The sequence below is a fragment of the Pantoea sp. Ep11b genome (assembly GCF_040783975.1).
In the GTDB taxonomy this organism is placed as follows: Bacteria; Pseudomonadota; Gammaproteobacteria; order Enterobacterales; family Enterobacteriaceae; genus Pantoea.
The window spans coordinates 3,346,976-3,359,629 of the sequence record NZ_CP160631.1; the positions used below are offsets into that span (position 1 = coordinate 3,346,976).

At 57.9% G+C, this 12,654-nt stretch carries 12 protein-coding genes; 8 read left to right on the forward strand and 4 right to left on the reverse strand.

Going from position 1 to position 12,654, the window contains the following annotated elements; translation table 11 throughout:
* Positions 1 to 131: 131 nt before the first annotated feature.
* Both cirA and AB1748_RS15650 read right to left on the reverse strand, forming a co-directional pair.
* Positions 132 to 2,090, reverse strand: a complete 1,959-nt coding sequence (gene cirA / locus AB1748_RS15645) for a catecholate siderophore receptor CirA (RefSeq protein WP_367396350.1) — start codon at positions 2,088 to 2,090, stop codon at positions 132 to 134.
* Positions 2,091 to 2,156: 66 nt separating this feature from the next.
* Complete coding sequence (locus AB1748_RS15650) at positions 2,157 to 3,308, reverse strand: ABC transporter substrate-binding protein (RefSeq protein WP_111140628.1); 1,152 nt, start codon at positions 3,306 to 3,308, stop codon at positions 2,157 to 2,159.
* A 432-nt stretch (positions 3,309 to 3,740) separates the two neighbouring features.
* Here AB1748_RS15650 and AB1748_RS15655 point away from each other — a divergent pair, with 432 nt between their 5' ends.
* From AB1748_RS15655 to AB1748_RS15690, 8 genes are read left to right on the forward strand one after another with little or no spacing between them, the layout of a single operon-like run.
* On the forward strand, positions 3,741 to 4,571 hold the full coding sequence (locus AB1748_RS15655; protein WP_111140629.1) for a DeoR/GlpR family DNA-binding transcription regulator: 831 nt from the start codon (positions 3,741 to 3,743) through the stop codon (positions 4,569 to 4,571).
* Between the two features lie 12 nt (positions 4,572 to 4,583).
* A complete protein-coding gene (locus AB1748_RS15660; RefSeq protein WP_111140630.1) occupies positions 4,584 to 5,567 on the forward strand; it encodes a substrate-binding domain-containing protein in 984 nt (327 codons plus the stop codon).
* 1 nt (position 5,568) lies between these two features.
* Complete coding sequence (locus AB1748_RS15665; RefSeq protein WP_293773014.1) at positions 5,569 to 7,074, forward strand: sugar ABC transporter ATP-binding protein; 1,506 nt, start codon at positions 5,569 to 5,571, stop codon at positions 7,072 to 7,074.
* Positions 7,067 to 8,056 (forward strand): ABC transporter permease, encoded by a 990-nt coding sequence (locus AB1748_RS15670; protein WP_111139945.1) that lies wholly within the window; start codon positions 7,067 to 7,069, stop codon positions 8,054 to 8,056. Before AB1748_RS15665 ends, AB1748_RS15670 begins: the two co-directional genes overlap by 8 nt.
* A gap of 15 nt (positions 8,057 to 8,071) precedes the next feature.
* Positions 8,072 to 9,121: an ABC transporter permease gene (locus AB1748_RS15675; RefSeq protein ID WP_367396351.1), complete on the forward strand. Its 1,050-nt coding sequence runs from the start codon at positions 8,072 to 8,074 to the stop codon at positions 9,119 to 9,121.
* Positions 9,121 to 9,813 carry a D-allulose 6-phosphate 3-epimerase gene (gene alsE, locus AB1748_RS15680; RefSeq protein WP_111139944.1) on the forward strand — a complete coding sequence of 231 codons (693 nt, stop codon included), beginning with the start codon at positions 9,121 to 9,123 and terminating at the stop codon, positions 9,811 to 9,813. Before AB1748_RS15675 ends, alsE begins: the two co-directional genes overlap by 1 nt.
* The gene (gene alsK, locus AB1748_RS15685) at positions 9,810 to 10,706 is read left to right on the forward strand and encodes an allose kinase (protein WP_111139943.1); all 897 of its coding nucleotides are present in this window, start codon (positions 9,810 to 9,812) and stop codon (positions 10,704 to 10,706) included. Before alsE ends, alsK begins: the two co-directional genes overlap by 4 nt.
* Entirely contained in the window at positions 10,703 to 11,665 is a 963-nt protein-coding gene (locus AB1748_RS15690) for a ribokinase (RefSeq protein WP_367395719.1), read from the forward strand. Before alsK ends, AB1748_RS15690 begins: the two co-directional genes overlap by 4 nt.
* Positions 11,666 to 11,889: 224 nt before the next feature.
* On the opposite strand, the gene AB1748_RS15695 is transcribed toward AB1748_RS15690, so the two are convergent.
* Both AB1748_RS15695 and AB1748_RS15700 read right to left on the reverse strand, forming a co-directional pair.
* Complete coding sequence (locus tag AB1748_RS15695; RefSeq protein ID WP_111139941.1) at positions 11,890 to 12,192, reverse strand: hypothetical protein; 303 nt, start codon at positions 12,190 to 12,192, stop codon at positions 11,890 to 11,892.
* Positions 12,193 to 12,242: 50 nt separating this feature from the next.
* Positions 12,243 to 12,557, reverse strand: coding sequence for a LuxR C-terminal-related transcriptional regulator (locus AB1748_RS15700; RefSeq protein WP_111139940.1), 315 nt, complete (start codon positions 12,555 to 12,557; stop codon positions 12,243 to 12,245).
* Positions 12,558 to 12,654 lie beyond the last annotated feature (97 nt).

Consider the following 12,654-nt stretch of genomic DNA (forward strand, 5'->3'; position numbering starts at 1 on the left):
TGTCCGGCGAAGCGGATAGCATCAGCCGTATTCAGTGCTGCCCTGCCCCGCGAAGGCTGGCCGGAATGGACGCTGGCAACTCAAACATGATGGGCTTAGCCGGGACCCGAAGCCCCGGCCAGCACTTCCCCTTAAAAACTGTAATCCACCGCCGCAAAATATCTGCGGCCATCTTCGTTGTAGCTGTAGTCGTCGCGATTGAGATCTTTATCGGTCAGGTTCAGCACCCCGGCCCGGATCTTCACCGCTTTACTCACCTGATATGACCCGCCCGCATTCCAGATCGTGTAGCCGCCTGGCGTGGCGTTGCCGTTGGTGACGGTGCGGCTTTGACCTTTGTAGTTCGCGGAAAGGTAGAAGCTCCAGTCCACCAGCGGTGTCCAGTCGAGCGTGGCGTTGCTGGTGTGGAACGGCAGTTCAGACAGCGGTTTATTGCCGCCATTACTCAGGTCGCGGGCATCGTTGTAGGTGTAATTGAGCTTCAGGTTCAGTGTGTTGCTCAACGGCAGGCCGAGTTCGGTTTCCAGCCCGCGGATACGCGCTTTGTTTACGTTGTAATAACGGAAGATCGGATTGTCGCTGGCGTCGAAGCCGGCAAAGTTCTGGTAGGTCGGCGCCAGACCGCGGTTAGCGGTGCGGATCACCGTGATCATGTCGTCGATGTCGTTCTGGAACACCGTCGCGCTGGCGGTGACGCCCTCAAGCGGCCCTTTCTGACCGGTGTAATAGAGGCCGAACTCCAGACTTTCGCTGGTTTCCGCTTTCAGATCTTTACTGCCGACGACGTTACAGCTGCCGCGACAGGAGGTGCTCTGCCAGTCCGGGCTGAGCTGAAGCAGCGACGGCGCTTTAAATGCAGATGCCCAGCCCCCTTTCATCGTGATGCTCTCCGTCGCGTCATAGACCAGATAGGCACGCGGACTCCAGTTGACGCCATAGTTTTCGTGGTCATCCATACGCACGCCGCCGGTCAGCGCCAGATTTTCCAGGATGTGCCACTCATCTTCCAGGAACATCGCATACTGGTTCGCCTGGGTGCTGCCGCCATTTTTCATGTTTACGGCATCGTCCAGCTTATCGTTACGGTATTCACCGCCAAAGGTCAGGAACTGAGTATATTCGCCCAGCGGGATAACCACTTTGCCGTCGAGTGAGTTGTTTTTTGACGTGATGGTTTCCGCGTTTTTATTTTCGATGTTCTCACCGTAGAAACGCAGTTCGGTATTTGCCCCGCCCCAGCGGCCCGTATGGCCGAGCGAGTAGTTTTCGCGTTCGAGACGGTTTTTATCCAGGGTGTCGGAATCCCGATCCTGACGATCCTTTCCATAGCCGAACGTGATCTCCTGATCCTTGTCCGGTGTCAGTGAGAATTCGACGTTGGCGTTACGTGAGGTCGAGCCTTCGATGCGCGGCTGACCCGTGCTGCCGCTGGCGGAGCGGGCCTGATCTTTGTTGCGTTTACCCAGCGCGCCATAGACTTTCACGCCCAGTAGATCCTCCACCAGCGGCCCGCTGGTAAAGAAGCTTCCGTTGCCGCTGTCGCCGCGATCGCGGTGCGCCTGAACGGTGGTGTCGGCGCTCAGCGTGCCGTGCCATTCCGTGCCCACTTTACGGGTGATGATGTTGACCACACCGCCCAGCGCATCGGAACCATATAAGGAGGACATCGGCCCGCGCACCACTTCGATGCGTTCGATCGCGTCGGCCGGGATCCAGCTCAGATCAAAGTCGTTGTGGCGGAAGACGGCGTTGCGGGAGTTGACGCGTTTGCCATCGATCAGGATCAGCGTATAGCTGCTGCCCAGCCCGCGAAGGCTGACCCCCTGGCGGTTGTCACTTTCGTTGGTGATCTGCACGCCAGGCACATCCTTCAGCACCTCTTTAAGGTTCTGTACCGGTTTTTTCTGCAGATCGTCGCGGGTAATCACGCTGATACTGGCTGGCGCATCCTTCAGGTTCTGTTGGATCGCAGAGGCCGTCACCACCATCTGATCTTCACTGGCGTCAGCTTCGCGGACATCCTCCGCCATCACCGGCATCGCGGCGGCAATCAGTTGTGCGAGCAGCCCGGCTTTCACTGCCGGTGTCATTGAAATCTTCACGCTTTTTCTCTCCGTGAGGTAAAAAGCCCCGGCAGCCCGGAGCCGCGTCCCTTTTTACTCTGTCCAGTAAGTGCCGGTCGGTTCGACGGCGAGGAACTGTTTATAAAGTTGTTTTTGTGTCTGCTGCGGATCGAGATCGGCAAACTTCTGCGGATAAAACGCTTTGGCGAAAACCTGAACGGCCAGCACGTTATAGGGGGAGTTGTAGTAGTTATGCCAGATGCCGAAACTGCGGCCCGCTTCCACCGCCTTCAGCGTGCTGATGCCTTTGCGCGCCAGCAGTGGCTTCAGGCTGGCGCTTGCCTGCGCTGGCGTGGTCTGCGCACCCAGCACTAAACCGGCAGGCTGCGGATCGCCCGCTTTCGGCGGTCTGGCTCCGCCGCTGACCAGATAGACATCCGGCTGCGCGTCGATGACCTTTTCCAGGTTCACCTGACCAAGCGGGCCCGGCAGCAGCGGCCTGGCGATATTCACTCCGCCCGCCAGATCGATAAAATCGCCCATGTTGCCCTTGCCGGCCGAGCGGCAGCACTCATCCGCCGTGGAGGCGCGCAGCTCGATAAAGACGGTGGGTTTATCCTGTTGTGGGATGGTCTGCGTGACGTCAGTAACGCGCCTGATGTTCTCCTGATAGAAGCGGATATAGTCCTGCGCCTGCTTCTCGCGGTTCAGCACCTTGCCCAGCAGTGCCATACTCGGCAGCGTATTTTTCAGCGGCGAGGTGCGGAAGTCGACAAATACCACCGGCACGCCCGCCTTCTGCAGTTGCTTAACCAGCTCACTTTCGCGGCCCGGCCCGTGACCCGACAACCCGAAAATCGCCAGTTGCGGATTCAGCTTCAGCACATTTTCCGGGCTGATGCTGTCGGCGCTGGTGGTGCCGATCAGCGGGATGTTGTCGATCTGTGGGAACTTCGCCCGGTACGTGGCGTAGGTCTGCGGGTCCAGCTTGCGGAAATCGCCCTGCCAGCCGACGATGCGGTCAAAAGGTTTCTGCCCTTCCAGCAGCGAAAGCGCGAAGAAGAGCCGCCCTTCGCCGAGCACCACGCGCTGAACGTCATCCGGCACGGTGACGGTGCGCCCCGCCACATCGGTAACGGTAACCGCCTGAGCCGTGAAGCTGAGCAGGCCCAGCGTCAGTCCGGCTAATCCGGCAGCCAGCTGTCTGCCCAAAAACGCTCTGTCTGTTTTCTGATAAAGAGTCATCTTCTTCCGATTCCTTTACGTTTCCCTGAAGAGGTTCAAACAATAAAAGAAACGATAACTATTATCAATTCGATTTACATTTGAATCGCCACGCGATCTCCCCTGCCCGGCTTCCCTGTATCGTCGTCTGCTGACTGAAGACGTGAAAGCGTGAGCTAAAACGGTCAAACCCACACAAACGGTCATAAACAGTCATGCTGTCACCGCAATAGCGGTGTAGTCTGTCTGTCCGGTATTTTATTTTCACCGGCCCGCAGAGCGAAAATACGTGAGTCAAATCACCTTTACATGCAATTAATCGCATGGCTTTGCATGATTTATTTTGACTTCATCACTTAATACAGGGCGTCGCTATTTGCCCGCGTGGACTCCTGCCCAGTCCACATTTTCCCGTACTCGCTTCCAGTAATTTATCTCCATCGGAGGAAATGTATGTTGCCGATTGAAAGACAGCAGAGAATTATTAATGAGATTAATATTAATGGCCGGGTAATTGTCTCAGAACTGGTCACGCTGTGTCAGGTTTCACAGGAAACCATTCGCCGGGATTTAAGCCAGCTCGAAAAGCGCGGTTTATTACAGCGCAGCCACGGCGGTGCGGTATTGATAAAAAAACAGAGCACCGGCACGGCGGGAAATAACAGGATCGCTAAAGAGAATGAATTATCATTCCGTCAGCGCATTAATGAGCACGCTGATGAAAAAATGATCATCGCCAAGCGTGCGCTCGACTTTATCAGCCCCGGTGACTGTATCCTGCTGGACAGCAGTACCACCTGCTGGTATCTGGCGCGACAGCTGCCGGACATTGAGTTAACGGTATTAACCAATTCGCTGCGCATCGTGCAGACGCTGGCGGCGCGCGGCAGTATCCGTACCATCTGCCTGGGTGGGGAATATTCCGATCGCGATGAAGATTTTCACGGCGTGGTGGCCGAACAGCCGCTGCGCGAATTTCAGATTAATAAAATCTTTTTTTCCTGTAGCAGTCTGGGCAACGACGGATATTTACGCGAAGGCAATGAGAATAATGCGCACCTGAAACAACAGATGCTGCTGGCCGCAGAAAGAAAACATCTTTTAATGGATGGCAGTAAATTTCTGCGCCCCTCTTTTGCCCGTATCTGTCACTACCGCGATGTCGATTTTCTTATTACCGACCAATTAAAAGATAAAGAGCTTGAACAGGAACTGGCATGGAATGGTGTCAACGTCATTGTCTGTTCTCAGCGTTATCAATCCATGCAGCTAATTAAAAATTAACCAGGAGTCTGTATGAAAAAACATCTTATTGCCTGCTCTCTGCTTGCCCTGTTTGCCGCCACCGGTGCGCAGGCCGCTGATAAATTACGTATGGGGATCGTGGTCAAAATAGGCGGTATTCCCTGGTTTAATGCCATGGAAACGGGCATCAAAAGCGAAGCCGCCAAACGCGGTATTGATGCGTGGATGGTCGGGCCGACCGCCGCTGACCCGGCGCTTCAGGTGCGCGCCATTGAAGATCTGATCGCGCAGAAGGTCGATATCATCGGCGTCGTGCCCAACGATCCGAAAGTGCTGGAGCCGGTGCTGAAACGGGCGCGTGACGCCGGTATCGAAGTGATTACGCATGAGTCCCCCGGCCAGCAGGGCGCCAACTGGGACTTCGAACTGGTCGATGCGACCACCCACGGCATCAACCACATGAAAGCCCTGGCGAACTGCATGCACGACGAAGGCAAATATGCCATGTATGTCGGCAGCCTGACGGTGCCGCTGCATCAGCAGTGGACCGACGCCGCGCTCACTTATCAGAAAGCGCACTATCCCAAAATGCAGCTGGTCACCGACAAATTTGGCGTCGGCGAATCGCTGGATGACTCCATCCGTACCACCAATGAGCTGATGTCCAAATACCCGGATCTGAAAGGTATCCTGGCGTTTGGCTCACAGGGACCTATCGGCGCGGGTCGTGCGGTTATGAACCGGAAAAAAATCGACCAGGTCTGCGTCATTGGCTCCTTCAGTCCGGGCCAGGGTGCCTCGCTGGTGCAGCGTAACGCCATTAAGGGCGGCTACATCTGGAATCCGCAGACCGCTGGCGAAGTCTTTGTCCGCATCGCCGACATGATGCAGAAGAAAGAGCCAATCACCGACGGCATGACGATTGAGGGGCTGGGCAAAGTCAAAGTGGATGAAGCCACCCACACCATTCTGGGCAACAGCACCGAAAGTCTGGACAAAGACAACCTGCCAAAACTGGTCAAAATGGGGCTCTGATATGCAAGAGGTCATTCCACAGACGCTGATTGCGCTCGAGAATCTGTCGAAAACATTTGGTGGTAACCGCGCGCTGAGCGATATCTCCCTGACCCTGCTGGCAGGTGAAGTGCACTGTCTCGCTGGTACCAACGGCTGTGGCAAGAGCACTCTGATCAAAGTTATCTCCGGGGTACACGCCCCGGACAGCGGCAGCCGCATCACGCTGGGCGACGGCCCGACGCTGCCGCGCCTCACCACCCGGCAGGCGCGCGACTTCGGTATCCAGGTGATCTATCAGGATCTGTCGCTGTTCCCTAACCTCAGCGTGGCAGAGAACATCGCCTTTGAGCATAACCTCAACGGCCTGCTGCGCTGGCACCACCGCGCCCGTTTGCGGGAGAGCGCGCGCAATATCATTACCGAACTGAAGTTCGATCTCGATCTGGATGAAAAGGTCGCTGCGCTCTCTATCGCGCAGCGTCAGCAGGTGGCGATCTGCCGGGCGCTGGTCGCCGATGCGCGGCTGGTGATCATGGATGAGCCGACCGCCTCGCTGACCCGCACCGAGGTCAATCAGCTGCTGCGTACCGTGCGCTACCTGAAGGACAAAAATATCTGCGTGGTATTTGTCAGCCACCGGCTGGATGAGGTTCTGGAGATCTCCGACCGCGTCACGGTGATCCGCGACGGGCGCAAAATGGGCTGCTGGCCTGCGCGGGAGATGACGCCGCACCATCTGACGGAGCTGATGACCGGCCTGAAGCTCGACTACCAGCTCAAAGCCCCGACGCGCAACGGCGATCGCGCCATTCTGGAGATCGAGTCGTTAACCCGCGCCGGGCAGTATCACGACGTTAATTTTAAACTCTATGAAGGCGAAGTACTGGGGCTGTGCGGCCTGCTCGGCTCCGGTCGCACGGAGCTGGCGCTGTCGCTGTTCGGCATGACCCGTCCCGACAGCGGTAAGATCTGGCTCGACAGCAAGCCGGTGCGCTTTCGCGGCCATGAGGATGCGATCAAGGCGGGCATCGGCTACGTCTCCGAAGATCGGCTGACGCTGGGCCTGGTGCAGCAGCAGTCGGTGGCGGACAACATGGTGCTGCCGATCCTCGACAAGCTGCAGAACCGTTTTCACCTGATTGATGAGTATCGCAAAAACAAGCTGATCCTGCAGTGGATCCAGCAGCTTGGCGTGCGGGTCGCCGATCCCAATCTTGCCATCTCCACTCTCTCCGGCGGCAACCAGCAGAAAATTGTGCTGGCGAAATGGGTGCTGACCCAGCCGCGCATTCTGATCCTGGATTCCCCCACCGTCGGCGTCGACGTGGGTGCCAAGGCCAGCATCTACCAGCTGATCCACGAGCTGGCAAAAGAGGGGCTGTCGATCATCCTGATCTCCGATGAGGTGCCGGAGGTCTGGTACAACTGCGACCGGATCCTGCACTTCCGCGATGGCACGATCCATGCCGAATACCAACCCGATAGCGTCGAACAGCAGCAGCTGGCGGAGGTAATCAATGCCTGACTTTTCCCGTTTCCGTCCGCACTCCAGTCAGGGCTGGCTCGCCTGGGTGCTGCTGGCGTTCATTCTGTTTTTCTCGATCGCCAGCGATCAGTTTCTCACCATGCAGAATCTGCTGGATCTGGCGGAGAGCTACGCCGTCACCGGCATCTTCGCGCTGGGCCTGTTTGTGGTGCTGGTCACCGGCGGGATCGATATCTCGTTTGCGGCCGTCGCCTCGGTGGTGCAGTACCTGCTGGCGTCGCTGTTTGTGCAGTTCCAGTTCGACAGTGCGCTGCTCAGCATTCTGCTGGCCGTGATGTGCGGCACGCTGTTCGGCGTGATCAACGCGCTGCTGATCACCACGCTGCGGGTGGTCTCGATCATCATCACCATCAGCATGCAGTCGCTGCTGTTCGGGCTGCTGATGTGGGTCACCGGCGGCCGCAGCCTCTACTCGCTGCCGGAGTGGTGGATCACGCTGCGCAACGTGCTGCCGTTCAGCTGGCAGGGTGAGAGCTTCCAGGTCGGACTGCCGCTGGTCACCATGCTGCTGATCGCCGCGATCACCGCCCTGCTGCTGAACAAAACCAATCTCGGACGCCAGCTCTACGCCGTCGGAGGCGATGCGGAGTCGGCCCGTCGTATCGGTATCCGCGTCGGTCTGATTCATGTGTTCGCCTACGGCTGGCTGGGCGCGATGGCGGCCATCGGCGGGCTGGTGCAGGTTTATCGCATGGGCGAGGTGGTGCCCAATGCGCTGGTTGGCGGCGAACTGGACGTGCTGGCCGCCACGGTGCTGGGCGGTGCCAGCCTGATGGGTGGCAAAGGCACGGTAAGCGGCACGCTGATGGGGGTCTTCCTGATCGCCATCCTGAAGAACGGCCTCAACCTGGTCGGCGTCTCGAACTACTTCATGAACATTGTGGTCGGCGGCGTCATCATGATTGCGATCGCCGTGACCCACTACAAAAAACGCAAAGAAACTGATGTCAGTTTCGTGTGACCGAGGGCACTGATGATGAAATCACTGACTGCACTGCGACCCGACGGAACCAACATCGGCCTGATGCTGCTGATCGCGCTGGCACTGGCCACCTTCACGGTGATGCTGCCGGGTCGCTTCCTGACCGACTCCACCTTTATGAGTATGGCGTTTCAGCTGCCGGAACTCGGTTTACTGACGCTGGCGATGTTTATCGCCATCCTCAGCGGCGGCCTGAACCTCGCGATTATCGCGACCGCGAACCTCACGGCGCTGTTTATCGCCTGGACGCTGATGAGCGCCCTGCCCACCGGTGCCGGAATGGCGCTGCAGCTGCTGTGGCTGTTTATCGCTATCGTGGGGGCCATGCTGATCGCAGCCGCCATCGGCGTGGTAACGGGGCTGATGGTGACGCGGATCGGCGCACACCCGATTCTGGTGACGCTGGCGACGATGATGACGCTGAACGGCATCGGGATCTGGCTGACCCACGGCGCGGCCGTCAGCGGTATGCCGCCGGTGGTGCAGGCACTGGGCGCCGACACGCTGCTGGGTATGCCGCTGCCGCTCTGGGTGTTCCTGGTCGCCGCCGCGCTGCTGGCGCTGTTCCTGGGTAAAACCCGCGCCGGTAAATGTATCTATATGGGCGGCAGCAACATCAACGCCACCTGGTTCAGCGGGATCAATACCCATCGCATGGTGATGCTGGTCTATGTGATCTCCAGCCTGCTCTGCGTACTGGCCGGGCTGATCATGATGGCGCGCTTCAACTCCGCCCGCATGGGCTACGGCGACGCCTATCTGCTGCTGACGGTGCTGGCGATTATTCTCGGCGGCACCGACCCCAATGGCGGTTTCGGCCGTGTGACCGGCGTGGTGCTGGCGCTGATCGCGCTGCAGGTGCTCTCCACCGGTTTCAATCTGATGAACATCAGCCAGCACGTCAGCCTGGCCATGTGGGGCGCGGTGCTGATTGTGGTTCTCGCCTTTAAACAATTCAAAACCCGATTCAACGAACACCGTGCCGTAAAGCTCAGCAGGCTGGCCGCGGTGCTTAATCCTCTGACTGAAAAGAAGGAAGTATGATGCGTACTCAAATCTCCCCGTCACTGATGTGTATGAACCTGATGGAGATCAAGCACCAGCTGCAGGTTCTCGACTCGCGCGCTGACTTTCTTCATGTGGATATCATGGATGGTCACTACGTTAAGAACATTACGCTCTCCCCCTTCTTTATTGAGCAGATCCGTCCCTTTACCCGCGTGGCGATCGACGTGCATCTGATGGTGGAAGAGCCCACCGATTTTATTGAGGCGGTTGCCAGGGCGGGCGCGGACTATATCTGTCCACACGCGGAGACCATCAACCGCGATGCGTTCCGCGTCATCAACCTGATCCGCAGCTTCGGTAAAAAGGTGGGCGTGGTGCTGAATCCGGCGACGCCGGTGTCCTACATCCAGCACTATATCCATCTGCTGGATAAGATCACCGTGATGACGGTCGATCCCGGCTATGCCGGCCAGCCCTTTATCCCGGAGATGGTGGAGAAGGTGCGGGAGCTGAAAGCCCTGAAAGAGCAGCACGGCTATCACTATCTGATCGAGATCGACGGTTCCTGCAATACCCGCACCTATCACCAGCTGCTCGGCGCGGGCGCGGAAGTGCTGATTGTCGGCACCTCCGGCCTGTTCAATATTCATGAGGATTTGGCCACCGCGTGGGAGATGATGCGCGACAGCATTGATGAGGCCCAGGGGCTGACGAAGGTGTCCGCATGAGATCACGCTGGCTCGGTATCGATATCGGCGGCACCGGTACCCGGCTGCAGCTGATGGAAGAGGGAGGCGTCTGGAGCAGCTTTCGCAAGGTGGCTACCGCCAGCTGGGCGCAGCAGCCCGACGCGCTGCAGGCGCTGGCACAGCTGATTGACGAAACCCTGGAGCAGCAGCCGGTCAGCGGCATCATGCTGGGGCTGCCCGGCATCCTCAGCCGCGACAGAAAACAGGTGATCTCCCTGCCCTTTATTCAGGCACTGGATCATCAGCCGGTGGCGGCGCGTCTGGCGGCGCAGCTCGGCGTGCCGGTCGCGATGGACAAGGATGTGAACCATCTGATGCTGTGGGACCTGCTGCAGCTGGAGCAGTTGCCGGATAACGCCGTGGGTCTCTACCCCGGCACCGGGATGGGCAACAGCCTGTGGCTGAACGGTCACTTTTATCACGGCGAGCATGGCGGCGCAGGCGAACTGGGCCATGTGCCGGTCGCGGGGAACGATCTCCCCTGCCCGTGCGGCAATCGCGGCTGCGCGGAGACCCTGACCTCAGGCCACTGGCTGAGTCACTGGGCCGCGCAGAACGCCGCCGACACCCCGATCGCCGCGCTGTTTACCCGCCACGGGGAACAGCCGGAGCTTCAGGCGTTTGTGCGACGGCTGGCGCAGCTGATCGCCACCGAGATGAATATACTCGACCCGGAATATCTGATCCTTGGCGGCGGCGTGCTGGCGATGGCAGATTTTCCGCTGGCCCTGCTGCGCAGCCAGATCCAGCAGCATCTGCGGCCACCGGTCACACGCGAAAACCTGAAGATTATTTTCAGCCACTCAACCGACTACACGGGCTGTCGCGGTGCCTGTCTCGCCGCCGAACGCCTGTTCAGGAGCGCAGGATGAAAGGAAAAGTGTGTGTTTTCGGCTCTTTTAACCTCGACGTCGTGGCCGTGATGCGTCGCTTTCCGCTACCGGGTGAGTCGCTGACGGCGCACCACAGCATGATGGGCGCAGGCGGTAAAGGCGCGAATCAGGCCACGGCGGCGCTGCGCGCGGGCGCGCGGGTGCACTACATCGGCAAAGTGGGTAATGACGATTTCGGCCTCTTTGCGCGTCGTCATCTGGAAAAAACCGGCTTTGACGCCATTACGCTGTTTACCTGCAAGGAGAAGCCCACCGGTAACGCGCTAATCTATGTCGCAGGCGATGATGCGGAAAATATGATTTCGGTCTATCCGGGAGCCAATACCACCGTGACTGCCGCAGAGGTGACGCGCTGCCAGCCAACGGTAGCCGCCGCAGATATCCTGCTGGTGCAGCTGGAGAATAACCTCAGCGCCATTCAGCGCATGATCGATAATGCCCGTGCCAGCGGCACCTTCGTGATCCTCAATCCGGCACCGTGGCAGAAAGTCAGCGATGCGCTGCTGGCAAAGGTCGATCTGCTGACGCCTAACAGCACCGAAGCGAGCCAGCTCACCGGCATAACCGTCACCGATTTCGACAGTGCCCGCCGTGCCGCGGCGGTGCTGCATCGGAAAGGGGCACGTCAGGTGATCATCACGCTGGGCATTGCGGGCGCCCTGCTCTCAACGCCCGACGAGCAGCAGCGCATTCCGCTCTTTCCGGCGCAGCCGCGCGATACCACCGGCGCGGGTGATGCCTTCAACGGCGCGCTTGCCGCCCGGCTCGCGTCCGGCGACGATCTGCCGCAGGCGGCGCGCTTTGCTGCGGCCTTTGCCTCACTCTGTGTCGAGCGTGCTGGCGCGGCCGACTCCATGCCCTCCTATGCCGAGGCGCTGGCACGCCTGCATGCGCACCCGGAGTGCATTGTCGAACCGATTGAGAGTCTTACCGCCTGAGCAGAGAGGCCGCATCTGCGGCGATGTCATCTGAACACAGGCGGCTTTGAGGTCACGCTCAGCAGGGCCGCCTGCTGAGCGCGTTTGCCGTCAGCACGTCAACGAGTGCAGGGCATCAGGGCGGCCGCGCGATGCTGTGTCTCCGCGCGGCGCATCACACCTGGAGTGCGTGAGTGAACGCGCCGTGGCACAGAATGTCCCACGTCTTTCTCCTCTCAGGGATGTCACGCCTCATCATCTTTATAGACGCCCACCCGCTTACCGTTCATGGTCAGAATGAGCCTGGCTGTTTCAGGGTCACCTTTGTGCAGACGGTCAAACAGATTCTCGTGCAGTACTGCGGTAAGGTAATCGCGGTTTGCCGGCGAATAGAGGTCGAACTGAATGCCGGCTTCACTGAGTCGCTTATCCGCCTCACGCTCGGTCTGATGAATAAGCTCAACAGTGTCGTTGATCAGTTTCTCAACATAGAACGTGATTGTCTCACTGATAATTTTTTTCTCTGCATCACTAAAAGATTCACTCATCTTACGCCCCTTCGAAGCCAGTTAATTTATAACGGTAATTATCAATACTGTCAGAATTCACTGCGCTTTAATATATAAGACTCAGCCTTCTCGCTGTTAAACACACTTCTGTTACACCGGAACCATGAAAAAAGTTCAAAGTTGTTTTTCACCTGCAACTTTTTCATGGTTTTTCTTTTGTAATAACTCACATTCTGCTCGGTTATCTGCAGGAACAGCGAGATATCCCTGGGTTTCATGCCGGTCATAAGAAACCAGATGATACAAACCTCCTGACTCTTCAGGCGAATTTCGGTTCCGGCGGTGTTAATAACGCGCATTGTATTCTGCTCTGCTCTTTCAGGTAAAAACCTTTTGTGTTGCATGGGTTTTAGTCATTCTTATAAAAAAGTAAACCCATCTTAAGAAAATCTGACTGCAGAGCATCTTAAATTTTATTTACTTTAATAACCCATGAAAATC